A 23,132-nucleotide genomic window follows, 5' to 3' on the forward strand; every position below is an offset into this window, starting at 1 on the left:
GCACGGACTCGCGATGAGACCGCACGCCCCACCGGCCTGGTTCCTCACACGGTCATGCACACCGTCTTGGTCTCGAGGTAGCTCTGCAGCCCCGCCGCACCGTTCTCGTATCCCCAGCCGGACTGCTTGTGGCCGCCCTTCACCAGCTCGGGTGAGAAGTAGGAGTGGCAGTTGATCCAGACGGTGCCGGCGCGGATCGCGCCGGCCAGCCGGTGGGCACGGGAGAGGTCAGAGGTCCAGACGCTCGCAGCGAGGCCGTACTCGGTGTCGTTGGCCCAGGCGACCACCTCGTCGACGTCGTCGAACGGGGTCACCGTCACCACCGGGCCGAAGATCTCCTCCCGCATCATCGGCAGGTCCGGCGCGGCGTCCACCACGACGGTGGGCTCGTAGAAGCTGCCCACGTCGCCCACCTCCCGGCCCCCGGCCACGACCGTGGCACCGCGGCGCACACCGTCATCGACGTACGAGGCCACCGTTGCCCGGTGTCGCCGGCTCACCAGCGGACCGAGGTCAGTGCCGCTGTCCAGCCCATGCCCGAGCCGCAGCGCCCCGGCAGCATGCGCGAGCCCGTCGACCACCTCCGCGTAGACGGAGCGCTCGGCATAGACCCGGCTCCCGGCGACGCACACCTGCCCGCAGTTGGTGAAGATGCCGCGCGCGACACCCGGAATGGTCTCGGCCAGATGGGTGTCGCCGAGCACCACCACTGGGGACTTCCCGCCCAGCTCCAAGGTCAGCCGCGTGAGGTTGCCGGCCCCTGCCCCCGCCACCAGCCTCTTCCCCACCTCGGTGGAACCGGTGAACGTCACCTTGTCGACTCCCTGGTGCTCGGCCAGCATGCGTCCGACCTCGCCGCCACCGGTCACGATGTTGACCACCCCTGCCGGCATCCCCACCTCGGAGAGCAGCTCACCGAACCGCAGCGCCGTGAGCGAGGTGTCCTCAGCCGGCTTCAGCACCACCGTGCACCCGGCAGCGAGCGCGGGGGCCAGCTTCATCGCGGCCATCAGCAGCGGAGAGTTCCACGGCACGATCGCGGCCACCACACCGACGGGCTCGTGCACAGTGTGCGCGAGCACCTTCCGACCCTGCGGCTGGTAGGTGATCGACGGCGTCACTGTGCTGCCCGTGATCTTGGTGGCCCATCCCGCGTAGTACCGAAACTGCTCGGCGGCGGCGGGGATCTCCGCGAATCGCGCCGTCGCCCAGGCCTTGCCCTGGTCCAGCGTCTCCAGCTCGGCCAGCTCATCGGCATGCGCATCGATCACCTCGCCAAGACGCCACAGGATCCGCGCTCGTGCGCTCGGGGTGAGGGCGGTCCAGCTGCCGTCAAGGGCCGCGCGCGCGGCCTCCACCGCGGCGTCGACATCCGTCGCGTCCGCCGACCCGAGCACGGCCAGAACGCGGTCCGTGGCCGGATCCACCGACAGGAGCTCCGGACCGCCCCCGGTGCGCCACTCGCCATCGATGAGCAGCTTCTTCGCGGCCCCGGACAAGAAGTCGGCGCTGTGCCGGACGGTGGCGGCTGGCGCCACGGACAGGCTGGTCATCGGGAGCCCTCCTTGCTGGGGTGAACCTGGGTGAAGGGGAGCGCACCCCAGCGCAGCCCCTTGGACTTGAGCCAGCGCCGGTAGGTGACGGAGGAGCTGTCTGCGCGGGTGGGGATCTCTTCGCGAGGTTCGAGCGGAAGCAGCAGCGGACGCTGGTTCTCGACGATGATCCGGTCCTGCAGGAAGATGATCTGCTCGAAGTGCAGCAGATCGGTGTGCTCCGAGTCCGGGTCCACGAGGTACATCACCGGCTGCGCCCGGCACAGGTCCTCAGCGATCGGCTGGATGAACAGGGCAATGGCGTCCCTGCGGCTCGGATCCACCGGCGACACTCGGTACAGCATGACCATGTACGGCGCGGGGACTCGGTAGGTCAGCTGGGCGTAGGCGCCCTCGGTCGCGGCGGAGACCTGCGGCTGGAAGAACCTGCAGTTCGTGGCCCACACCTCGTCCACGTCGTGCCGGATCTCCGCCTGGTACTTGGCGACCTCGGTGTTCGCATCACCACCCAGGATCCCGGTGTGCACGAACGGGAAGTGCGCCATGTCCAGGAAGTTCTCCACCACGCGTCCCGGCGAGGTCCGCAGGGTTATCCAGCCGCAGGGCACGTAGCGGCGGTCGGGCTCACGGGACTCCTCAATGTCGAACACGTCGCGGGCCGGCGTGCCCAGCGTGGTCCACACGAAGCCGTACCGCTGCCGAACCGGCACCGGACTGCCGTCAGCCGTGACTACCGGCTTGCCACCGGGCTCACGGCCGCAGCAGAGCTCCGCGCCGAGCAGCCGGGTGTTGACCACTCCGTCGACGAGCTCGTCCTCGGCGCACACGGCGTACCACTGGTCCAGAACCACCGGGTCGTCACACTTCTGCATGGAACACGCCTTTCAGGTCACCTTCATGGGTGCTCGCCAACCACTGGGCACGGCGCGCGAACAAGCCGGGCACGGCCGCCCGGGCACGGGCGATGATCGACGGCAGGTCGTGCTCGACCAGCTTCCCGTCACGGACGACGACACAGCCGTTCACCATCGTCAGGTCGACGTCGCCGCCCCGGACGGCGTGGACCAGGTTGTGGTGCAGGTTCGCGAAGGGGCCGTCCACGAACAGCGGCGTCATGCGCGGCGTGTCCGTGCGCACCGCAATGAGGTCCGCCTTCTTGCCTGGTTCCAGGGACCCGATGTCAGCGTCCATCCCGAGCGCGCGGGCACCACCCGTGGTGGCGGCCTCCAGGACCGTCCAGCTGTCCATCGCGGCCGCGTCGTTCCTGACGAGCTTGCCCAGCAGGGACGCGACCTTCATCTCCTCGAACATGTCGAGGTTGTTGTTCTCCTTCTCGCCGTCCGTTCCCAGCCCCACCGCGACGCCCGCGTCGAGCATCGCGGTGATCGGCGCGATGCCGCTGGCCAGCTTCATGTTGCTGACCGGGTTGTGGGCGACTCCAACCCCGCGTTGCGCGAGGTGCCTGATCTCGGCGTCGTCCAGCCACACCGCGTGCGCGAGCATGGTCCGCGGCGTGTCCAGGAACCCGAGCCGCTCGAGGGCGAACACCGGGCGCGCGCCGAACCTCCGATCGAACTCGGCGATCTCGATCTCTGACTCGCTGCAGTGCGTGTAGAAGCCGGTGTCGTAGTCGCGGGCCAGGTCGACGGCGCGCCGCTGGCCGGCGTCGTCGGCGTAGAACACGTGCTCGAGACCGACCCACACGGTCACTCGTCCGTCGGCCGCTCCCTGGCAGCGCTGCAGCAGGCGCTCGTTGTCGTCGAGCGAGTCGAAGTAGTCGTGGTCTGGGTGGGCACCGACGTAGCTGACGGTGACTAGCCGGTTTCCGATCTCGGCCGCAGCGGCCACGCTGCGCTCCATGAAGCGCCACATGTCGACGACGGTGGTGGTTCCCGCCAGCACGCTCTCCGCGTAGCAGAGCCACGACGCGGCTTCGGCCTCGTCCGCGGTGAGGACGCGATGCATCGGGTCGATGTGTATCCGCAGCCACTCCCACACCGGGAGGTGCTCAGCAGTTCCCCGCAGGAGCCCCGAGTGCGAGTGGGTGTTCACGAGCCCCGGCATGAGCAGCCGCCCGGACAGGTCGACCTCGGTGGCGTCGGGGAACTGGGACCGCAGCTCGGTGGCGGTGGCGACCGCGACGATCCGGTCGCCCGACACCACCACGGCTCCGCCGGGGACCACGGTTCGATCGGCGTCCATCGTCACCACCGCATCGGCGGTCAGCAGGGTCAGCTGGGGCACGACGTCATTCCTCTCCACGAATCAACGCGGCGCCGCGCTCGGCGAGAGCGATCACTGGTGCGTTGGTGTTGCACGACGGCAGTACTGGCATCACCGAGGCGTCCACCACCCGCAGGCCGTCGGCGCCGTGCACGCGCAGCTCGGCGTCGACGACCGCCTCCGCCCCGTAGCCCATGGCGCAGGTGCCTGCGGTGTGGAAGAACGTGGAGCAGCTCATCCGGACGAACTCCGCGGCTTCACTCGGTCCGAGACGCCGCTCCGGCGCCACGGGGCGTTCCACGAGCGCTCGGTACGCCACGGTGTCCGCGAGGTCGAAGACACGGTCGAGCCCCGCGACCAGGGCAGCGAGGTCCCGCGGATCGGACAGGTAGCGCGGATCGATGTGCGGACTCACCCCCGGGTCGGCCGACCGCAGGGTCAGCTCCCCCACGCTGTGGGCGCGCATGAGGCCGGGCGAGACCGCAAAGACGTCGCCGGTGAGGTCGTGGCGGGCAGCCACCTCCGGGGTGGCGTGCGCTCCCTGCACCACGAACGCGTGCAGGTCCGGGTGCTCCAGCTGCGGATCGGACCGCCAGTTGAGGATCGCCCCGCCGCCGTTGTCCCGCGCGGGGCCCAGCGGAGCACGGGCGCGGAAGTTCACGCCCATCAGCAGCGGGTGGTCCTGCAGGTTGCGCCCGACGCCCGGCAGGGACAGCCGCACTGGGAGCCCGTGGCGGCGCAGCTGAGCTGGGTCGCCAATGCCAGCGAGCAGCAGCAGGTGCGGGCTGGAGATGGCCCCCGCGCACAGCAGCGTCTCCACGTCCGCGTGGATGTCGGCGGCGCCGTCCGGGCCGTCGACCCGCACCCCCGTGCAGCGGTTCCCCTCGAACAGCAGCTCTCTGACGGTCACTCCCACTCGCACGGTGAGGTTGCCGCGGCGGGCCGCCGGGTCAAGGTAGGCACGGGCAGTGCTCACGCGCTGGCCATCGGCGATCGTGAGGTTGGCCAGCGACGCGCCCGCGACGTCGTGGCCGTTGGAGTCGTCGAGCACTGCCATGCCGAGCTCAGCGGCGGCCTCCAGCAGCGCGCGGGCGACCGGGTGCGGATCCACGGGACGGGTTATGCGTATCGGGCCACCGGCACCCCGCAGGTCGGTGGCACCTCCCTCCCAGTCCTCCGCTCGTCGGAAGTAGGGCAGCAGGGACGCGAAGTTCCAGCCCTTCGCCCCCGCCGCCTCCCACGCGTCGTAGTCGGCGGAACAGCCGCGGTACCACAGCATCGCGTTGATGCTGCTGGAGCCGCCGAGCACCCGTCCGCGCGGAATCGGCACCGCCCGGCCGCCGAGCCGAGGGTTCGGCGCGTAGGTGTGGCCCCAGTCGTAGGCACCGCCGAGCAGTGCTGCCCACGTGGCGGGCTTCTCCAGCTGCGTGGCGCCGGCGTGGCCCGGACCCGCCTCCACGAGCAGGACCCGGGTGCCGGGGTCCTCGGAGAGCCGAGCGGCAAGAACGCACCCCGCTGACCCGCCGCCCACGATGACGTAGTCGAAGACCTCAGTTGTGCTCACTGGGCCCCATGATGGTGATCTCCTCCGTCGCCTCCACGTGGCGGACGAAGATGTACTTGTCCTCCCGTCCGTCGCTGTGCTTGCGCCTGATCCCCGGCTGAACGGCGCTGGACACCTTCGCCACCAGCACGTAGGGCTCGTCCGCCGCCAGCCCAGCCACGCAGTGCTTGTCGAACTCCTCCACGGTGGTGGCCGTGTAGGCGTGCTCGATGCCCGCGCCCCGAGCGATGGCGGCGATGCTCACGATGCCCTTGGCGGTGTGCGTGGGAGGCCCGCCGATGGACTGGTAGCACTCGTTGTCCCACACCACGGTGAACAGGTTGCGGGGCCGCTCGTTGGCCACGGTCGCAAGGATGCCGAGGTTGAACAGCATCCCGCCGTCGGTGTCGAGGGAGATGATCCTGCGGTGGGGCAGACCGGTCGCCAGCCCGAAGGCCTGCGGCGTCACGCAGCCGAGCTGCTGCTGGAACAGGCTCGCCTCCCGCATGTGCGGCGCGGCGTTGTACCACTCATCGACGCTGGCGCCGAGCGAGACGATCACCAGCTCGTCGGACAGCTTCTCGGCGAGCAGCGTCATGCAGTCGAAACGGGTCATGGTCATCGGACGAGTCCTCCACCCAGAGCCACAGCGGAATGGTGATAAGCCGCGTAGGACCAGTCGAACGCGTCCGTGATCGCGCGTTCCACGGAGTCCACCTCGCGGACGATGCGGTACGGAATCCGGAGGGCATCGAGAATCGGATCCATGGTGATTCCGTGCGGAACAGCCCACCAGTTGTTCTCGCCGAGCTCGCCGCGGTAGCTCATCAGCATGATCACGGGTATCCCGGCGCCGAGGCCCATGCGAGCCAGGGGCTCGACGGAGGCGCGCAGCCCCGAGTTCTCCATGATGAGGGCTGCCCGCTTGCCGGACAAGAAGATTCCGCCGCAGATGGCGGCACCCTCCCCCTCGTTGGTCACCTGGATGGTGCGGATGTCCGGGTCGGCGTCAAGCGCGGGGTAGAGCTCCTTGAACAGCGAGTCAGGCAAGTAGCAGACGGTGCTGACACCGGCCCGCTTGAGGCCGCGGATGACCGCTGCAACGGTAGATGAGTCCATTGTCGTGCTGGACCCTTTCTCTTGGAGGGAAATGGTCTTCAGGGAAAGACCGGAATGCCGGGCATCTCGGTGAAGCCGGGCAGCAACTTGACCTTGCGCATCCAGTGCCGCAGGGCCGGGAAGCGGTCGTGGTCAACCCCGATGTCGCGGCTCAGTGCGGCGGCCGGGAACAGGGCAAGGTCGGCGATGGTCGGACGGTTCCCCACCACCCAGTGGTCCTGGAGTCGTTGTAGCGCGAGGTGGTCGTCGAGCGTGCGCAGCGCCGACACCGCAGCACCGGGGTGGAACGGTTCGGTGGTGTACATGGCGGTGTCCCTGGCCGCGTACACCGCAGCCAGCGGTCCGGCCGAGAACTCCAGCCAGGTGTCAACGCCCGGTCCGGCCCACGTCCGCCGGTGATCGGTCAGCTGCACGAGGTGCTGGAGGACCCGCGCAGTCCCCACCACGACGGTGCCGTCGTGCTCGACCACCGGCAGCTCTCCGGTCGGGGTCAGCCTCCGGTAGACGGCGCCGCGGTGCTCACCACCCGGGTACACGTCGACCGGCCGGACTTGGTGGTCGATGCCCAGCACCGACAGCGCCAGCCGCACCGCGTAGCACCGTGGATCAAGCGCAAAGTCGTGCAGGACCAGGGTGCCGGTCACGCGGTCACCAGCTCCGTCGTCGCGTGCACACGGTCGCGGAGCTCGTGGGCCCACCGCACGACGGAAGTGACCGCGGCAGTGTCGGCTCCCGCCTGCGCGACGACGTGCAGAGCGGTCACCTCGTCGCCCATCGCCTGAGTCCCCACCAGCACCGGCGTGCCGCCGACCATTACCCGCACGGTGGTCCCGGCGACCTCCCCGCCCCCCGTGCACGAGATCATCTCGTCGAGGACGCGGTGCCGGTCGGCCTCGACGAACACCGAGCACGCCGGTACTGACTCTCCTTCTGCCCGGCGGTCGGCGGAGAATGGGCCCTCGTCGTCACCCGGCAACGCCACCCACACCATCGCCGACTCCTCCCGCACCCGGTAGCGCACCGTGCGCACGGCTGCTGGAGGAGCGAGGTCGGGGTGGGCGGGGATGTGCCGACACGCACCGGCCTGGTCGAACTGCCAGCCGTGGTACAGGCAGACCAGTCGCTCGCCGGCCACGAATCCCAGGCTCAGGCGCATGCCCCGGTGGGGGCAGCGATCGGCCCACGCGTGCACGGATCCGTCAGCACCGCGCCACAGCGCGACCGCCGCACCGCCGATGCTGGTGCCCGTTGCCGATCCGGGCTCGATGTCGCGCGCGAGCGCGACCGGGATCCACTCCGTCATCAGATGTTCTCCCTCCTGGGGTGCGCCGTCAGAGACGGTCGAGGATCGACGTGGTGAACAGCTGGTCGGCCGCCACAGCAATGCCAGCGGTGTTGAGCGTCTTGATGTTCTGCTCAATCAGCGCCGGTGGGAGGGTCAACAAGCCCCCGGCGTTCGTGTCCGGCGTCACCATGATCTGGGGGATGGTGCGCGACTCGACGAGCTGCTGCGCGCGGTCGAATCCCTGGTCCTTGCCGAACACGTTCACCGTCAGGTCGGCGCCAAGCTGGGGATCGGCAATGTTGGCCTCCCAGCCGCGGCGCTCCGCCAGCAAGAACGCGCTGAGTTGCTCGGGGTTCTCGCGCACGGTCTGGGTCTTCGCGAAGTAGACGCCGGAGAACAGCGTGTAGCCGTGGTCTGCAAACAGAAAGGTGTGGGTGTCGATGCCCTTTGCCTCGAGCTGGGTCGGCTCGTTGATGACAAAGACGACCTGGCCATCCACCTCGCGGTTCGCGACGGGGGCAGGGTCGAACTGCACCGGAACCACGTCGATCGACGCCGGGTCGATGTTGTTGATCTTCAGCAGCAGGTTGAACACGGTCTCGTTCGCCGCCGCGACACCGATCTTCTTTCCGACCATCTCCTGTGGCGACTTGATCGGGGTGTCCGCCAGCGACAGGATGCAGAACGGACTCTTCTGGAACCGGGTGCCGATGATCTTGAGATCGGCACCCTGCGTGATCGCCTTGGCCACCACGTCGGCCTCGCTGCCGCCGACCAGCGCCTTGCCGGACATCACCACCGTCTCCCGGCTGGTGTTCGGTCCACCGTTGAGGAACTCCACCGACAGCCCGCCGTCTCGGTAGAAGCCACGGTCGGAGGCGATCCAGCTTCCCGAGTGCTCAGTGGTCGGCAACCAGCTGAGCTGGTAGGTCATCGCCCTGGTGCCGTCCGCGGCCACCTGGTTCGTGGCGCCGGACGCGCACGCCGACAGGACGGCCGGGCCGCCGAGGGCGAGGGCGCCCAGCCCCAGTGCGCCCCGAAGCAGGGTGCGGCGTGAGAGCGGAGATGTTGCAGGGGTCATTGATGGCTCCTTAGTGAAAGCGGATGCGGGTGAGCGCGTTCTCGGCAGCGGCGGCGAGCGCGTAAGCGGTGAGGGAGACGACTGTCATCAGCACGACCGCGGCCCAGAGTCGGTCGTAGCTGGCATTCATGGACGCGCGGAGCATGAGGAAACCGATGCCGTCCCCGGTCGCCAGCCACTCAGCGAGCAGCACCCCCATCACCGCCGAGGGAGCAGCGATCCGGGCGGCGGCGAAGACGCTGGGCAGCGCGTAGGGGACTCGAGCCCGAGCCATGACGCCGAGCGTGGAGGCCCCGTACGCGGTCAGCAGGTCGACCGCGCCCTGCGGGACCGTGCGCATGCCCGTGACGATGGTGACGAGCGAGGGGAAGAAGGTCACGATGCCGGCGATCACCAGCACCGTGACCAGACCGCGGCCGAAGACCAGCGCGATGAGCGGGGTCATCGCCACCAGGGGTACCGCCCGCAGCGCGATGGCCAACGGCATCACGGCGGCGTCCACCGCCGGCCACACGAGGATGGCCACCGCAGTGGCGAGCGCGGCAGCGGTGCCGAGCACGTATCCGCCCAAGGCGTGGACCACCGTCGTCTCGAGGGCTTCGAACAGCTGCGTCCGGTCTTCCCCGGGCGTGGTCAGGTAGGTCCACACGTCTGCGGGACCCTTGGCGAAGTACGGGTCCAGGCCCCCGATCGCCAGCTGCCACAGCACGGCTGCGCCCGCCGTGGCACCGACCGCGGTGACGGTGGTCGTGGCGACCCGCTTCAGCATCGACTGCGGCGCCGGGGCCGCCCCTGCGCCGTTGGCCATGTCCGCCGACCAGTAGCAGACCTTCCGCTCGACCAGGGCGGTGGCGGCGTAGGCGGCTCCGGCAAGGAGCGTGGCGTACAGCGCCAGCGCCCAGGTGCGCTCCACGTCGAGGGACTGCTGGGCGTAGACCATGGCGACGCCCAGCCCGGACTGCGCGCCCAGGTACTCGCCGATGATTGCCCCCAGCACCGCTGCGGGAGCCGCAATCCTCAGTCCGCCGAACGTCGCGGGCAGCGCCGCGGGCAACCGGATTCGGCGGAACTGCTGCCACCGGGAGCCGCCGGCGCAGTCCACCACGTCCAGGGACGAGCGATCTGCCGACTTCGCGCCCAGCATCAGCGCCACCAGCGTCGTGAAGAACACGCTCTGCGCGGCGATCGCGATCTGGGGGCGATCACCGTCGAGCACGGCGGTGAGGATCGGCGCGATCGCGATGACCGGAAGGCAGTACAGGGCCAGGGCCACCTGCGTCGCAATCTTCTCGACCGGACGCACGGTGAGGAACACCAGCGCCAGCGCGAACGCCAAGCCGTTGCCGAAGAGCCAGCCCAGGCCGGCTTCCTTGGCCGTTTGCACCAGGTTCGGCTGCACCAGCGACCAGTCAGCCACTGCTTGCGTGAGAATCGCGGTCGGAGCGGGCAACGCGTAGTAGGACGAGAACACCGTGGCGGCAAGCACCTGCCACACCACGAGCACCGCGACGACTCCGCCGGCCCGCCGCAGCAGCCCTCCGCCCCGTTGACGGAGCAGGCCGACAGCCGCCCCGGGGGCCGCCGTGCGGCCCGCGCCGGCCATCGGTACCGCGGTCATCGCGCCCACCCCTTCGCGCGCAGCGGCGGGTTCTCCAGCGCACCCGCCAGGTGGGCGGGAACAACACGGGGCTTGTGACTCTTGCTGATCACCATCACGTGCAGAACCTCCGATCTGGCTCGGCTGGCGAGACGTCAGTGCACGAGTGCGTGCTGCAGGCGGGTGGCGATGCGGCGGTGGTCGGTCAGCGCATCCGCCAGGCCAGGCAGGACCAGCTGACCGGAGTCGACCAAGATCCGGCCGTTCACCACGGTCGTCCAGGCGCGCGCAGGGCCGCACCGCAGCAGCGCCTCCACGGGGTCGCTGTGCGCACCCGCGAGCGAGACCGGGTCCATGTGCCAGGCGACCAGGTCAGCGACCGAACCCGGGACGAGCTTGCCCAGCTCGTCCTCCCAGCCGAGGCACCGTGCCGAGCCGACGGTGGCGATCTCCAGCGCGTCGCGCGCAGTCATGGCGGTCGGACCACCGGCGAAGCGCCCCAGCAGCAGCGCGGTCCGCGCCTCCAGCCACAGGGACGCGTGATCGGTGGAGGCGGAGCCGTCACACCCCAGTCCGACGGGCACTCCGGCCCGGCGCATCGCTGCCACGCCCGCCGTCCCGCTGCCGATGAGCATGTTGGAGCTCGGGCAGTGCGCCACACCGACGCCGGCGTTCGCCAGCCGCTGGATCTCGTCGGCGGACGGGTAGATGCAGTGCGCGACCCACGAGCGGTCACCGGCCCAGCCGACGTCCTCGAAGTGCTCGACCGGGGTCCGTCCGTACCGCTCCAAGCAGAAGGTGTGCTCGTCGACGTCCTCGGCGAGGTGGGTGTGCATTCGCACCCCCGTCCGTTCGGAGAGCTCCGCGGTCTGCCGCATCAGCGTGTCGTCCACAGAGAATGGCGAGCAGGGCGCCAGCGCAATTCTGGTCATCGCCCCAGGCGCGGGGTCGTGGTACGCATCGATGAGTCGCTGGCTGTCCGCCATAATGGTGTCGGTGTCTTGCGTGACGCTGTCCGGCGGCAATCCGCCATCCTTCACCGACAATGACATGGAGCCGCGGGTCGGATAAAAGCGAAAACCAATGTCGCGGGCGGCTCGGATCTGTGCGTCGACGAGATTGGGGCGGGGGTGCACGTAGAGGTGGTCGGTGGACGTCGTGCACCCGCCCAGCAGCAGCTCGGCAATCCCGACGTAGGTGGAGACGTAGACCGCTTCCTCGTCCAGGCCCGCCCAGATCGGGTAGAGCCCGGTCAGCCAGTCGAAGAGCGATCCGTTCACCACCGGCCCGTAGGAGCGAGTGAGGTTTTGGTACATGTGGTGGTGGGTGTTCACCAGGCCGGGCGTGACCGTTCGCCCACCCACCGAAACCACTTGTTCCGCAGCAGGTTCCGTGCCAGCCTCGCCCACTGCCGCGACACGGCCGGACGTCACCGCCAACCAGGCGTTGCTGAGCTCAGACCCGGGCTCGAGGACGAGGTGGCCGATGTCGCGAATGACCAGGTCGTGCATGAGGTACCTCCCACAGACAGACGAATGTGTGTCTGCGATGGCCCTCGCGCCCATCACTGGAGATGACGTCCTCCGCTGGAGGGGAGCTCCAGCTCGTTGCCGGCTGAGCCGGACGGACTGCTCGGGCCAGTGGTTCACGCCCTCGCAGAAAGGAAGCTACGCGCGGCGAACAACGGCGTGGTTGCTGTCGCGTTAACGGTGCGTAACGCCCCCACTGCCGCTTGACAGCAGATGTTGCGGCCGGGCACGGTGAGCGCTCGGCAAGCGCAGCGCAATCATCTGCCGGAGCGTGCGCTTTCGCCAGGTCACCATTTCCGGATGCTGTCTCGGCCATTCTTCCCAGCCCCCTGCCGTGCCCACCGATCGGAGCTCCGACAACGTGATTGCCACTCGCTCACCCGCGGAGCACAGCACCGCCGCTGCCCGTCCCCAGCGCCCGCTCGGCACGGGCCTCGACGTGACCGGCCTGACCCGTTCCTTCAAGTCTGGGCGCACCTCCGTCGCGGCCCTCGACAACGTGGACCTACGCACCTCGGAGGGCCAGTTCCTGTCCTTGTTGGGCCCCTCGGGCTGCGGCAAGTCCACCGTTCTCCGCATCCTCGCGGGACTGGACCAGCCCGATGCGGGGCAGGCCCTCGTCCACGGCATGAGCCCGCGAGAGCTGCGCACGGCGCACGAGCTGGGGGTCGCGTTCCAGGACTCGGCGTTGCTGCCCTGGCGCACCGTCGAGGCGAACATCGCGCTGCCGCGGCAGGCGGCTGGTCTGGCAGCCGAACCGGAGCTAGTGCGGGAGCTGATCGACCTGGTCGGCCTCAGCGGCTTCGAGAAGGCCAAGCCGGCGCAGCTGTCCGGCGGCATGCGCCAGCGGGTCTCGATCGCCAGAGCCCTCGTGCTCCGTCCGTCGGTCCTGCTGCTGGACGAACCCTTCGGTGCGCTCGACGACATGACTCGCCAGCGGCTGAACCTGGAGCTGCAGCGCATCTGGACCGAGAAGCCGGCAACCACCCTCATGGTCACCCACGGCATCAGCGAGGCCGTGCTGCTGTCCGACGCCGTGGCGGTGATGAGCGCGCGGCCCGGTCGGGTGATCGAGGTCGTGCCGATCGACCTGCCGCGTCCCCGCACCGCGGCGACGATGCGGACCGCCGAGTTTCACGCCTACGTCGACACGCTGACCGAGCTGCTGTTCCACGGCGGTGAGCTCCCCGACGGCTGACCTGATCCCTGAACCTGGGTGAGCCCCGCGCACCCCGGCGATGAGACCGCACGCCCCACCGGTCTGGTTCCTCTATCGTCGGTGAGCAGAACCATCGCTGCCGCGCTCGCTGAGAGGCAGGGGCATCCATGCTGGTCGGCCTGCTCTGCGCCCTGCTCGCCTGCATCAGCTACGGCACCTCGTCGGTGCTGCAGGCCTACGCCGCCCGCCGCTCCGCCGCCCGGGCCAAGGCGCAGGGTGCGACCAACCAGGCCACCAGCTCCGGCGCCCCCACCCTGGCCGCCACGCTCGCCGCGGTGCTCAGCTTCTGGTACGTCGCCGGCACCCTGCTCGACGTGCTGGGCTTCGCCAGCAACGCCGTCTCGGCGCGGCTGATCCCGCTGTTCCTGTCCCAGACGATCATGAGCTCCAACCTGGTGGTGACGGCGCTGCTGGCGGTGGTGGTGCTGCACACCCGGCTGTACCGGCGGGACTGGGTGGCCATCGCGGTGGTCGTGGCCTCGCTGCTGGCCCTGGGGGTCTCGGCCGGCAAGGAAGGCGGCGGCGACGTCGACCCGGTGCTGCACTGGAGCCTGCTGGGGATCGCCGTCGCGCTGCTGGTGATCGGCCAGCTCACCGTGCGCCGGCTGGGCAGCCGTGGATCGATCGCCGCCGGGTTGTTCGCGGGGCTGGGGTTCGGGGTGCTGGCCATCGCGGTGCGGGTGACCGAGGGGCTGGACCCGCTGGACGTTCCCGTGCTGCTCAGCGACCCGGCCTCGTGGACCATCGCCCTGGGCGGCATCGGCGGGTACTACCTCTTCACCGTCGCCCTGCAGCTGGGCTCGGTCACCGGGGCCACCGCCGCGCTGGTGGTGGGCGAGACGGTGATCCCGGGCGTGGTGGGCGTGTGGCTGCTCGGCGACGCCGCCAAGCCCGGGCTGCAGTGGCTGGCGGCGCTGGGCTTCGTCTTCGCGGTGGTGGGCGCGGTGGCCGTGGCGGTGTTCGGCAACGCCGAGGCTGAGGGCGGCGGGGCGACCGAGCCCGGCGGTGAGCAGCCCGCCCCGGCCACCGGGTAGGCCGCCGTGGCGCTAGTCCTGCTCCGGCTGCTGCATGCCCGGCAGCGCGATGAACAGTCCCTCCGCGGAGACGCAGACCTGACCCTCGTGCTCGATGCTCCCGACGGTGCGGATCTTGCGGCCCTCGATGCTCAGGCACTCGGTGCGCACCGTCAGCGGGACGTTCAGCGGGGTCATCCGGTGGTAGGTCATGGTCAGCGACGCGGTCACTCCGGGCTTGCCCGCCCAGCCGTTGCACACCCCGAGGGCGTGATCCAGGATCAGCGCGCTCACCCCACCGTGGGCGTGGTGCGGCGGCCCGTGGTGCAGCCAGTTCAGGGTGACCTCGCCGATCATCGTGCGGGGGCCGTCGCCGACCAGCCGCAGCGGTGGTGCCACCACGTTGCGGGCCCCCGAGGCCGGGTCGTGCTCGGGCGGGCGCTTCCACCCGCGCAGCTCGTCAGCGACCTGCTCGTGGCTCGGGGCGCCCACGGCCAGGCGGGCGGCGATGGCGTCGAGCTGGGCGGCGATGTCCTGCAGCTCCTCGGCCGGCAGGTCGGTGCGCAGCAGGGCCTCCCCCACGCGCCGGGTGGCCTCCACCACTGCCACCGGGTGGCCGGTCGGGCTCTGGCCGTTGGGGCTGGCCGAGCCGAAGCCGGTGTCTGCCTGGGTCATCTGCATTCTGCCTCTCGGGGCTGTTCGCCCGGACGGGCAGGGAAACTAGTATGTATTCTAATTGTGTACCACCCAGGACGGTGGAAGGGTAGGCAGATGCCTCGTGTAGCCGACAGCAGGTCAGCGGCCGCTCCCACCACCCAGCCGCAACGGGCCCGCAGGGTGCGCATCCTGCAGGCCGCGACCGAGCAGGCCATGGCCAAGGACTTCGACCGGGTGCAGATGCACGACGTGGCCGAGGCCGCCGAGGTCGCCATCGGCACGCTGTACCGCTACTTCCCGTCCAAGACCCACCTGTTCGTCGGCGTGATGGCCCGGCAGGTACAGGGCCTGAGCGAGGGCTTCGCCCGCAACCCCCCCACCGGCGGCACCCCCGCCTCGCGCATCTTCGACACGCTCTGGGGCATCCACGGCTACCTGTTGGACAACCCCACGCTGGCGTCGGCGATGATCCAGGCGGTGCAGTCGGCCAACGCCGAGACCGTGCCCGAGGTGCGCGTCATCGACACCTCCATCCGGGAGGCGCTCGCCCGGGTGCTGGGCACCGACGACCCCGACCAGGACACCGCCGCGGTCATCCGCATCCTCATCATGATGTGGTTCGGCATCCTGCAGTCCAGCCTGAACGCCCGGTTCACCACCGCGGAGGCGGAGTACGACCTGCGGCTGGCCTGCCACCGGCTGCTGGACGGGCGGGCGGTGGGCACCAGCGGAGCCCCCGGGGCGGAGGACCAGCCGTGACCGAGCTTCGGGTGGTCGAGGGCGACATCACCGCCCTGCCGGTGGATGCCGTGGTGAACGCAGCCAACTCGGGGCTGCTCGGCGGTGGCGGGGTGGACGGGGCGATCCACCGTGCCGGCGGACCAGAGATCCTCGCGGCGTGCCGGCAGCTGCGCGCGAGCAGCCTGCCCGACGGGCTGCCGGCCGGGCAGGCGGTGGCCACCACGGCGGGTCGCCTGCCGGCCCGGTGGGTCATCCACACCGTGGGCCCGGTGTACTCCCGCAGCCAGGACCGCTCAGCGGTGCTGCGCTCGGCCTACACCGCCAGCCTCGCCGTGGCCGACGAGCTGGGCGCGACGAGCGTGGCCTTCCCGCTGATCTCCGCCGGGGCCTACGGCTGGCCGCTGGAGGACGCCGTGAGCCAGGCGATCACCGCGATCCGCAACGCACCCACCACGGTGGACGAGGTGACGCTGGTGGCGTTCTCACCGGCGGTGGCCGAGGAGATCCAGCGCCAGCTCCGCTAGGACGGCGGGTCGTCCCCGGCGGCGGACCGGCTGCGCCCGGCGCGCACCGCCAGCAGCACCAACCGCCCGCCCAGGCCCAGCAGCACCAGGTTGGCCAGCATCTGCACCGTCACCACCGCACGGGCCGCGTCGGTGTCAGCGGTGATGTCGCCGAAGCCGACCGTGCTGGCCACCGTGACGGTGAAGTACAGCGCGGCCATCCGGGACAGCGGCTCGGCGAAGCTGGTCGGGCTGGCCTCGCTCATCAGGTGGTAGACCATCGCGAACCCCACGAGGTAGGTCGGCACCACCGCGGCCAGCGCCTCCGCCGCCTGCACCACCGGGTACCGGTCCCGGGTGATCCGGTAGACCTGCCACGCCGCGACCACCACGACGACGACGAGCACGGCGACCAGCAGCACCCAGGTGCGCACGTCGTCCACCCGCCGCAGTGGAAGCACGAAGTACGCCACCACCAGCACCACCGCGGTGCCGATGGGCCACACCACCGCCCGACGCAGCAGCGAGCGGCGCTGCGCCGCGCTGAGCTGTGCGTAGGAGCGACCTGTGGACACCCACGCCTCCCCGCACGCCGCCGACCGGGGCCAGGACCCGACGCTACGCAGCCCGGCAGCACCCGGCCAGGCGAGCGCGGTGGGTTACTGGGCCAGGCGGGTGCGGTTGGCGCCCAGGTCAGCGGAGTCGGCAGCCGCGCGGCCGGCGTGCCAGCCCTGCGCGTCCACCGGCCGGCTGCGGCGCACCACCACGTCGGGAAACAGCTGGGTGAACACCTCCGTCACCGCCTCGCCGCGCTCGCGCAGCACCGGCACCAGCTCCGCGCCGTAGGCCTGCGCGGCCTCGTCCTGGGCGTGGCGGCTGCTGCGCTCGAGCAGCTCGCCCACCCGCACCGCGTAGGCGATGAGGAAGGCCCGCCGGAAGGAGCGCGAGCGGTTCTCGCTGCCCTGCCCCGGCTCGGTCATCGCCCGGGTGGCCTGCAGCAGCAGCGAGGTGAACAGCAGCTCCACCAGGTCGAGGTCCTCGGGCAGACCCACCAGGGTGGCCACGCCCAGGCTCTCCGCCCAGATCAGCCGGGCCCCGTTGGCCTCGGCCACCACGCTGAGCAGCTGTGCCTTGCCGTCGGGGTAGGGGGCCTCGACGTGCACCCGGCGGGCGCGCACCTGGCCGAGTACCCCGCTGCCGGCACCGGCCCGCAGCACGGCCACGTCGATGGCGTAGCGCGTCATCAGGTCCTGGGCCTTGGCGCTGAGCGCCTCAGCCTCCTCGGGATAGTCGGTGGACTCCGCCTTGGCCAGCAGGGCCCGGATGCGGGCCAGCATCTTCGGCTCGCCAGCGCCTCCGCTGCCCGCCACCGGGGTGAGCACCGGGCCGGTGGACCACTGTGACGGCGGAGGGCTGAGCACCTGCAGCGTGGGCAGCGTGGTGAGGCGGTGCAGCAGGCACGCCACGTCGTACCAGGCCTCGGTGGGTGAGAGCAGGTGGCGCCTGCTCCACGCCGCGGTGTCCGCAGCAGCCGTCTCGGCGCCGATCGTGTGCAGCTGCACCGACCACTCCTCCGGCAGGTCCGGCCGGGCCCGGACGTCGCGCGCCACCAGCCCCACGGCCAGGTCAACCACGGTGGCCGGCCAGTCACGCCGCACCACGTGGGCCACGTCGGCGGGCTGCCACCCGTGCTCCCACAGCGTCTCCAGCACCGGCTGCAGCACCGGCCAGGCGCCCTCGGCCTCAGCATCCAGCCGCGCCAGGCGCTGCACGTACCCGTCGAGGCGACGGGTCTCGGTGCGGGTGCCGCCCACCAGGGCCGCCGCGGCGTGCAGCAGCTCGGCCACCGACGCGTCGGCAGCCGGCTCGGGGGCCGGACGGGAGGTGCGCTGGGCACCCGGACGCTTCTTGCTCGAGGAACCCACGGGTCCATTGTCCGTCTTCGCCCACTTCCTCCGACCGTGGGCTCCCTCACCGTCCACAACAACGCTGCAGGCAGCGCTGGTGCCGCCCCGGTAGGCAGCGACCCACCCCTGCTGTTAGGTTCCCCTTACCTAACCGTCGTCTGAGGAGAACCATGTCCCTTTGGAGCCGCACACGCGCGATCGCCGCCGTGTCCGTGGTGCTCGGACTCGCCCTGGCTGGATGCTCGACCGGAACCTCCGACGACAGCGCCGCCACCGAGCCCACCACCAGCTCGTCCACGGCCTACCCGGTCACCATCAAGCACTCCTTCGGTGAGACCACCCTCGCCAAGCAGCCCACCCGCGTCGCCACCGTCTCCTGGGTGAACGCCGACGTGGCGCTGGCGCTGGGCGTCGTCCCCGTAGGGATGTCCAAGGACGAGTTCGGTGGCAACGACAAGGGCTCGACCCCCTGGAAGGACGAGGCTCTGAAGAAGGCGGGCGCGGAGATCGGCACCAGCAAGGCGCCGGCGCAGTACTCCGAGACCGACGGCATCAACTTCACCGAGGTCGCCAAGGCCCAGCCGGACGTCATCCTGGCCGCCTACTCCGGCATCACCCAGGAGGAGTACGACAAGCTGAGCAAGATCGCCCCCGTGATCGCCCCGCCGGGTGTCGCCTACGGCACCTCCTGGCAGGACTCCGCCAAGATGATCGGCCAGGCACTGGGCAAGTCCAGCGAGGCCGACACGCTGATCGCCGACAACGAGAAGCTCATCGCCGAGAAGGTCGCGCAGTACCCGCAGCTGAAGGGCAAGACCTTCATCTACGGCAACCTCGACCCGTCTGCGGCGGAGAAGATCTACCTCTACACCGACGTGGACAACCGGCCGCGCTTCCTCTCCTCGCTGGGCATGACCCTGGCCCCGGTGGTGGCCCAGAACGCCAAGGGCGAGGAGTTCTACGTCAGCTGGTCCCCGGAGCGGGCCGACCAGCTCGCCGCCGACGTCTTCGTCAGCTGGGTCGCCGACGCCAAGACCGTGGACACCATCAAGGCCGACCCGCTGCTGAGCCAGATCCCCGCGGTGCAGAACGGCGCCCTGGTCACCACCAGCGACAACACGCTGACCCTGTCGCTGTCGGCGGCCAGCGTGCTGAGCATCCCGTGGGCGCTGGACCAGTACCTCCCGCTGCTGGCGGACGCCGCCGGCAAGGCCTCCTGACGGTGACGCAGACCCCCACCCGCGCGGCGACCGCCGCGAGCACCCCGAGCCGGCCACGCGCATCCCGCGTGGCCGGCTCGGCCGCGCTCGTGCTGGCCCTGCTCGTGCTGGCGGTGGTCTGCGTCCTGTCCCTGAAGTACGGCGCCCGGACGGTCGCCTGGAGCACGGTCTGGCAGGCCTGGACCGACCACGACCCGGCCGACACCGACCACACCGTGGTCCGCGCGCGGCTGCCGCGCACCGTGGTCGCCGTCGCGGTCGGCGCCGCACTGGGCCTGGCCGGCGCGGCCATGCAGGGCCTGGCCCGCAACCCCCTGGCCGACCCCGGCATCCTCGGCATCAACGCCGGTGCCTCGCTGGCCGTGGTGATCGCCCTCTTCGTCTTCGGCCTCAGCTCCCTGCAGGCCTACATCTGGTTCGCCCTGGCCGGTGCCGCCGTCGCCGGGGTGGTGGTCTACACCGTCGCCAGCATCGGCCGCGAGGGCGCCACCCCGGTGAAGCTGGCCCTGGCCGGCGCCGCGTTCAACGCCGGCATCGTCTCCCTCACCAGCGCCGTGCTGGTGAGCAGCCGGCAGACGCTGGACACCTTCCGGTTCTGGCAGGTCGGTGCCGTCGCCGGCCGCGGCTGGGACGAGGTGCGCACCGTGGCGCCCTTCCTGCTGGTGGGTCTGCTGCTCACCCTCGCCACCGGCCGGGTGCTCAACGCCCTGGCACTGGGCGACGACGTGGCGCGGGGCCTCGGCCAACGGGTCGGGCTCACCCGCGTGGTCACCGGGCTGGGCGTGGTGCTGCTGTGCGGCGGCGCCACTGCGCTGGCCGGACCCATCGGCTTCGTCGGGCTGGTGGTGCCGCACGTCCTGCGAGGCTTCGTCGCCGGGGACTACCGGTGGATCCTGCCCGGCTCGGCGCTGCTCGGCGCGGTGCTGGTGGTGGGCGCCGACATCATCGGCCGGGTGGCGCTGCCCCCTGGCGAGGTGCCGGCCGGGGTGATGACCGCCGTGATCGGCGGCCCGGTGTTCGTCTGGCTGGTCCGTCGCCGCAAGTCCGTGGCCACCTCGTGAGCCTCCGCACCGGCACCGGAGCCGACCAGCAGGCGCTGACCGAGGCCCGCGCCACGGTGCGCGCGGTCCGCCGCGGTGACCGGCGCCGCACCACCCTCACCGCGGGCGCGCTGGCGCTGGCGGTGCTGGTCATGTTCTTCGTCGACGTGCTGCTGGGCTCCTACACCGTCACCATCCCGGACTTCTTCCGCATCCTCCTCGGCGAGACCATCCCCGGCGCCAGCTTCATCGTGATGGAGGACAAGCTGCCCCGGGCGGTCATCGCCGTGCTGGTGGGCGCGTCCTTCGGCATCAGCGGCACCATCTTCCAGACCATGCTGCGCAACCCGCTGGCCAGTCCCGACGTGATCGGCGTGACCGCCGGGGCCAGCGCGTCGGCGGTGTTCGCGGTGGTGGTGCTGGGCGCCACCGGCACCGCGGTGTCGCTGGCCGCGTTCGTCGGCACCTGCGCCGTGGCGCTGGCCATCCACGTGCTGTCGCGCTCCGGTGGCCTCGGCGGGCAGCGACTGGTGCTGGTGGGCATCGGCATCGCCGCCGTGCTGCAGGCGGTCACCTCGTTCCTGCTCACCCGCACCAGCATCCAGTCCGCCTCGGACGTGGTGCGGTGGCTCAACGGGTCGCTGAACAACAGCAGCTGGGACCGCGCCGCACCGCTGGCCATCGCCCTGGTGGTGCTGCTGCCGGCCGCGGTGCTGGGTGCGCGCTACCTGACCGGGCTGGCCCTGGGCGACGACACCGCCGCCGGGCTGGGGGTGCCGGTGGCCCGCGCCCGCCTGCTGCTGCTGCTCATCGGCGTGGCGCTGGCCGCGGTGGCCACCGCAGCAGCCGGGCCGGTGGCCTTCGTGGCCTTCCTCGCCGGCCCCATCGCCCGGCGGCTGCTGGGCGGCCGGGTGGCACTGCCGGTCGCCGCCGCCGTGGGTGCGCTCATCGTGCTGACCGGCGACTACGTGGCTGCCAACCTGCTGCCCGGGGCGGCCGTGCCGGTCGGCGTGGTCACCGGTGCGCTGGGTGCCCCGTTCCTGCTGTACCTGCTGATCACCGCCAACCGGGTGGGCCGAGGAGGATGACCGTGAACCGCGAACACACGCTCGAGGCGCGGTCGCTGACCCTGGCCTACGACCAGCGCACGGTGGTGGACGACCTGTCCCTGACGCTGCCGCAGGGGCAGGTCACCATGATCGTGGGAGCCAACGCCTGCGGGAAGTCGACGCTGCTGCGCGGCCTGGCGCGACTGCTGAAGCCGGCCTCGGGGGCGGTGCTGCTGGACGGCCGCGCCATCCACCAGCTCTCCACCCGCACGGTGGCCCGCTCGCTGGGCCTGCTGCCCCAGTCGCCGGTGGCGCCGGAGGGCATCACCGTCGCCGACCTGGTCGGCCGCGGCCGCTACCCGCACCAGGGGTGGTTCCGGCAGTGGTCCGACGCCGACGAGGAGGCCGTGGCCCAGGCGATGGCCACCACCGACACCCTGGAGCTGGCCGGGCGCAGCGTGGACGAGCTCTCCGGCGGACAGCGCCAGCGGGTGTGGATCGCCATGGCGCTGGCCCAGCACACCGACATACTGCTGCTCGACGAACCCACCACGTTCCTCGACGTGGCCCACCAGGTCGAGGTGCTCGACCTGCTCACCGACCTCAACCAGGAACGAGGCACCACCGTGGCGATCGTCCTCCACGACCTCAACCTCGCCGCCCGCTACGCCGACCACCTGGTGGCCATGAAGGCGGGCGCGGTGGTGGCCAGCGGCAGCCCGGCGGAGGTGGTCACCGAGGACATGGTGCGCACCGTCTTCGGGCTGCGCTCCACCGTGGTGCCCGACCCGGTGACCGGCACGCCGATGGTGGTGCCGCTGGGCCGGCACCGCTCCGGCGCGACGACCGCCCCGGTGCGCCGATGACCGCCCCGGTCGAGGTGCCCACGCTGCTCGCCTTCCCGGTGACGGTGGCCGCGGTGCAGCGCCTCTCCCCCAGCTACCTGCGCATCACCTTCCGAGGTGCTGACCTGGCGCAGTTCCACCGCGGCGGACCGCTGGGCACCCGCGACCTGCGGGTGAAGGTGATCGTGCCCGGCGAGCTGGGCGATCCGTGGGCGCCGCTGGACCTCTCGCCCGGCTGGTACCCGCGCTGGCTGGCCACCGACCCGCGGGTGCGGGGATGCATGCGCACCTACACCGTCCGTGGGCTGCGGCTGGACCTGCCGGTGCCCGAGCTCGACCTGGACTTCGTGCTGCACCTGGACGCCGACGGCCACGGCGGCCCGGCCACCCAGTGGGCGGCCGCGGCCGCCGTGGGCGACCCGATCACCATCCTCGGCCCCAACCAGGCCACCGGCGGGGTGCCCGGGGGCATCGAGTGGCACCCGCCGCGGGCCAGCGAGGAGCACCCGGTGCGGGTGCTGCTGGCCGGCGACGAGACCGCGGTGCCCGCGGTGACGTCGGTGCTGGCCACGCTGCCCGCCGGCTACCACGGGCAGGCCATCCTGGAGGTGCCCTGCGCCGAGGACACCTTCGCGGTGACCACTCCCTCCCAGGTGGAGGTGGTGTGGCTGCCCCGGGACGGCCGGCCGCACGGCGCTGCGCTGGCCACGGCGGTGCGTGCCGCCCTGGCCGACGTCCCGCCCGCCACCGCGAGCCGAGACACACCGCCGGCCGACGTGCTGCCCGAGGTGGACATCGACCGCGACATCCTGTGGGAGGCCGCCAACGACGAGGACGGCTCGTCGTCGTTCTACGCCTGGATCGCCGGCGAGGCCGCCACCGTGCGTGACCTGCGCCGGCACCTGGTGCGCGACCTCGGGGTGGACCGCACCAACGTGGCGTTCATGGGCTACTGGCGGCTGGGCCGGGCCGAGGGCTCCTGACACCGGCGGCCTGGCGAAGTCGGCG

23 protein-coding genes are annotated in these 23,132 nt (G+C 71.2%); 9 read left to right on the top strand and 14 right to left on the bottom strand.

Annotated features, from left to right (window positions below):
• Window positions 1-44: 44 nt before the first annotated feature.
• From AC3YNX_RS03585 to AC3YNX_RS03635, 11 genes are all read right to left on the bottom strand, one after another.
• A complete protein-coding gene (locus tag AC3YNX_RS03585) occupies window positions 45-1,553 on the bottom strand; it encodes an aldehyde dehydrogenase family protein (RefSeq protein WP_489994621.1) in 1,509 nt (502 codons plus the stop codon).
• The gene (locus AC3YNX_RS03590; RefSeq protein ID WP_127784354.1) at window positions 1,550-2,425 is read right to left on the bottom strand and encodes an aromatic ring-hydroxylating oxygenase subunit alpha; all 876 of its coding nucleotides are present in this window, start codon (window positions 2,423-2,425) and stop codon (window positions 1,550-1,552) included. The genes AC3YNX_RS03585 and AC3YNX_RS03590 overlap by 4 nt, the downstream gene beginning before the upstream one ends.
• Window positions 2,412-3,716, bottom strand: a complete 1,305-nt coding sequence (locus AC3YNX_RS03595) for an amidohydrolase (protein ID WP_489994622.1) — start codon at window positions 3,714-3,716, stop codon at window positions 2,412-2,414. Before AC3YNX_RS03595 ends, AC3YNX_RS03590 begins: the two co-directional genes overlap by 14 nt.
• An 85-nt stretch (window positions 3,717-3,801) precedes the next feature.
• Window positions 3,802-5,340: a GMC family oxidoreductase gene (locus AC3YNX_RS03600; RefSeq protein ID WP_489994623.1), complete on the bottom strand. Its 1,539-nt coding sequence runs from the start codon at window positions 5,338-5,340 to the stop codon at window positions 3,802-3,804.
• Complete coding sequence (locus AC3YNX_RS03605; RefSeq protein WP_206518043.1) at window positions 5,327-5,941, bottom strand: thiamine pyrophosphate-dependent enzyme; 615 nt, start codon at window positions 5,939-5,941, stop codon at window positions 5,327-5,329. The genes AC3YNX_RS03600 and AC3YNX_RS03605 overlap by 14 nt, the downstream gene beginning before the upstream one ends.
• Complete coding sequence (locus AC3YNX_RS03610; RefSeq protein WP_489994624.1) at window positions 5,938-6,438, bottom strand: thiamine pyrophosphate-binding protein; 501 nt, start codon at window positions 6,436-6,438, stop codon at window positions 5,938-5,940. Before AC3YNX_RS03610 ends, AC3YNX_RS03605 begins: the two co-directional genes overlap by 4 nt.
• A 38-nt stretch (window positions 6,439-6,476) precedes the next feature.
• Window positions 6,477-7,082: a glutathione S-transferase family protein gene (locus tag AC3YNX_RS03615; protein ID WP_489994625.1), complete on the bottom strand. Its 606-nt coding sequence runs from the start codon at window positions 7,080-7,082 to the stop codon at window positions 6,477-6,479.
• Window positions 7,079-7,741 (bottom strand): Rieske 2Fe-2S domain-containing protein, encoded by a 663-nt coding sequence (locus AC3YNX_RS03620; RefSeq protein ID WP_489994626.1) that lies wholly within the window; start codon window positions 7,739-7,741, stop codon window positions 7,079-7,081. Before AC3YNX_RS03620 ends, AC3YNX_RS03615 begins: the two co-directional genes overlap by 4 nt.
• A gap of 28 nt (window positions 7,742-7,769) precedes the next feature.
• A complete protein-coding gene (locus tag AC3YNX_RS03625; protein ID WP_489994627.1) occupies window positions 7,770-8,804 on the bottom strand; it encodes an ABC transporter substrate-binding protein in 1,035 nt (344 codons plus the stop codon).
• Window positions 8,805-8,814: 10 nt separating this feature from the next.
• Complete coding sequence (locus AC3YNX_RS03630) at window positions 8,815-10,422, bottom strand: ABC transporter permease (protein ID WP_127784359.1); 1,608 nt, start codon at window positions 10,420-10,422, stop codon at window positions 8,815-8,817.
• A 134-nt stretch (window positions 10,423-10,556) separates the two neighbouring features.
• A complete protein-coding gene (locus AC3YNX_RS03635) occupies window positions 10,557-11,966 on the bottom strand; it encodes an 8-oxoguanine deaminase (protein ID WP_206518045.1) in 1,410 nt (469 codons plus the stop codon).
• Between the two features lie 325 nt (window positions 11,967-12,291).
• Between AC3YNX_RS03635 and AC3YNX_RS03640 the strand changes: the two genes are divergently transcribed.
• Together AC3YNX_RS03640 and AC3YNX_RS03645 are read left to right on the top strand one after the other, a co-directional pair.
• Window positions 12,292-13,128 carry an ABC transporter ATP-binding protein gene (locus AC3YNX_RS03640; RefSeq protein WP_489982566.1) on the top strand — a complete coding sequence of 279 codons (837 nt, stop codon included), beginning with the start codon at window positions 12,292-12,294 and terminating at the stop codon, window positions 13,126-13,128.
• Between the two features lie 128 nt (window positions 13,129-13,256).
• Window positions 13,257-14,183 carry a hypothetical protein gene (locus AC3YNX_RS03645; protein ID WP_127784361.1) on the top strand — a complete coding sequence of 309 codons (927 nt, stop codon included), beginning with the start codon at window positions 13,257-13,259 and terminating at the stop codon, window positions 14,181-14,183.
• 12 nt (window positions 14,184-14,195) lie between these two features.
• On the opposite strand, the gene AC3YNX_RS03650 is transcribed toward AC3YNX_RS03645, so the two are convergent.
• Window positions 14,196-14,837: a hotdog domain-containing protein gene (locus tag AC3YNX_RS03650; protein ID WP_127784362.1), complete on the bottom strand. Its 642-nt coding sequence runs from the start codon at window positions 14,835-14,837 to the stop codon at window positions 14,196-14,198.
• A gap of 96 nt (window positions 14,838-14,933) precedes the next feature.
• Between AC3YNX_RS03650 and AC3YNX_RS03655 the strand changes: the two genes are divergently transcribed.
• Both AC3YNX_RS03655 and AC3YNX_RS03660 read left to right on the top strand, forming a co-directional pair.
• On the top strand, window positions 14,934-15,578 hold the full coding sequence (locus tag AC3YNX_RS03655; RefSeq protein ID WP_127784363.1) for a TetR/AcrR family transcriptional regulator: 645 nt from the start codon (window positions 14,934-14,936) through the stop codon (window positions 15,576-15,578).
• On the top strand, window positions 15,575-16,084 hold the full coding sequence (locus AC3YNX_RS03660; protein WP_489982166.1) for an O-acetyl-ADP-ribose deacetylase: 510 nt from the start codon (window positions 15,575-15,577) through the stop codon (window positions 16,082-16,084). The genes AC3YNX_RS03655 and AC3YNX_RS03660 overlap by 4 nt, the downstream gene beginning before the upstream one ends.
• Here AC3YNX_RS03660 and AC3YNX_RS03665 read toward each other — a convergent pair.
• Entirely contained in the window at window positions 16,081-16,638 is a 558-nt protein-coding gene (locus AC3YNX_RS03665) for a potassium channel family protein (RefSeq protein ID WP_489994628.1), read from the bottom strand. The two genes, AC3YNX_RS03660 and AC3YNX_RS03665, sit on opposite strands and share 4 nt — an antisense overlap.
• An 84-nt stretch (window positions 16,639-16,722) precedes the next feature.
• Window positions 16,723-17,988, bottom strand: coding sequence for a DUF2786 domain-containing protein (locus AC3YNX_RS03670; protein ID WP_489994629.1), 1,266 nt, complete (start codon window positions 17,986-17,988; stop codon window positions 16,723-16,725).
• A 152-nt stretch (window positions 17,989-18,140) separates the two neighbouring features.
• Here AC3YNX_RS03670 and AC3YNX_RS03675 point away from each other — a divergent pair, with 152 nt between their 5' ends.
• From AC3YNX_RS03675 to AC3YNX_RS03695, 5 genes are read left to right on the top strand one after another with little or no spacing between them, the layout of a single operon-like run.
• The gene (locus AC3YNX_RS03675; protein WP_489994630.1) at window positions 18,141-19,190 is read left to right on the top strand and encodes an iron-siderophore ABC transporter substrate-binding protein; all 1,050 of its coding nucleotides are present in this window, start codon (window positions 18,141-18,143) and stop codon (window positions 19,188-19,190) included.
• Window positions 19,191-19,192: 2 nt separating this feature from the next.
• Window positions 19,193-20,251 (top strand): FecCD family ABC transporter permease, encoded by a 1,059-nt coding sequence (locus AC3YNX_RS03680; protein ID WP_489994631.1) that lies wholly within the window; start codon window positions 19,193-19,195, stop codon window positions 20,249-20,251.
• Window positions 20,248-21,318 carry a FecCD family ABC transporter permease gene (locus AC3YNX_RS03685; protein WP_489994632.1) on the top strand — a complete coding sequence of 357 codons (1,071 nt, stop codon included), beginning with the start codon at window positions 20,248-20,250 and terminating at the stop codon, window positions 21,316-21,318. Before AC3YNX_RS03680 ends, AC3YNX_RS03685 begins: the two co-directional genes overlap by 4 nt.
• A gap of 2 nt (window positions 21,319-21,320) precedes the next feature.
• Complete coding sequence (locus AC3YNX_RS03690; protein ID WP_489994633.1) at window positions 21,321-22,145, top strand: ABC transporter ATP-binding protein; 825 nt, start codon at window positions 21,321-21,323, stop codon at window positions 22,143-22,145.
• Window positions 22,142-23,107 carry a siderophore-interacting protein gene (locus AC3YNX_RS03695; RefSeq protein ID WP_489994634.1) on the top strand — a complete coding sequence of 322 codons (966 nt, stop codon included), beginning with the start codon at window positions 22,142-22,144 and terminating at the stop codon, window positions 23,105-23,107. The genes AC3YNX_RS03690 and AC3YNX_RS03695 overlap by 4 nt, the downstream gene beginning before the upstream one ends.
• Window positions 23,108-23,132 lie beyond the last annotated feature (25 nt).

The sequence above is a fragment of the Rhodococcus sp. Z13_19A genome (genome assembly GCF_058133575.1).

Bases quoted from the DNA above. Each gene is read 5' to 3' on its own strand.
- AC3YNX_RS03585 (WP_489994621.1), bottom strand. From the start codon at position 1,553: ATGACCAGCCTGTCCGTGGCGCCAGCCGCCACCGTCCGGCACAGCGCC.
- AC3YNX_RS03590 (WP_127784354.1), bottom strand. From the start codon at position 2,425: ATGCAGAAGTGTGACGACCCGGTGGTTCTGGACCAGTGGTACGCCGTG.
- AC3YNX_RS03605 (WP_206518043.1), bottom strand. From the start codon at position 5,941: ATGACCATGACCCGTTTCGACTGCATGACGCTGCTCGCCGAGAAGCTG.
- AC3YNX_RS03610 (WP_489994624.1), bottom strand. From the start codon at position 6,438: ATGGACTCATCTACCGTTGCAGCGGTCATCCGCGGCCTCAAGCGGGCC.
- AC3YNX_RS03620 (WP_489994626.1), bottom strand. From the start codon at position 7,741: ATGACGGAGTGGATCCCGGTCGCGCTCGCGCGCGACATCGAGCCCGGA.
- AC3YNX_RS03625 (WP_489994627.1), bottom strand. From the start codon at position 8,804: ATGACCCCTGCAACATCTCCGCTCTCACGCCGCACCCTGCTTCGGGGC.
- AC3YNX_RS03630 (WP_127784359.1), bottom strand. From the start codon at position 10,422: ATGACCGCGGTACCGATGGCCGGCGCGGGCCGCACGGCGGCCCCCGGG.
- AC3YNX_RS03635 (WP_206518045.1), bottom strand. From the start codon at position 11,966: ATGGGCGCGAGGGCCATCGCAGACACACATTCGTCTGTCTGTGGGAGG.
- AC3YNX_RS03645 (WP_127784361.1), top strand. From the start codon at position 13,257: ATGCTGGTCGGCCTGCTCTGCGCCCTGCTCGCCTGCATCAGCTACGGC.
- AC3YNX_RS03650 (WP_127784362.1), bottom strand. From the start codon at position 14,837: ATGACCCAGGCAGACACCGGCTTCGGCTCGGCCAGCCCCAACGGCCAG.
- AC3YNX_RS03655 (WP_127784363.1), top strand. From the start codon at position 14,934: ATGCCTCGTGTAGCCGACAGCAGGTCAGCGGCCGCTCCCACCACCCAG.
- AC3YNX_RS03675 (WP_489994630.1), top strand. From the start codon at position 18,141: ATGTCCCTTTGGAGCCGCACACGCGCGATCGCCGCCGTGTCCGTGGTG.
- AC3YNX_RS03695 (WP_489994634.1), top strand. From the start codon at position 22,142: ATGACCGCCCCGGTCGAGGTGCCCACGCTGCTCGCCTTCCCGGTGACG.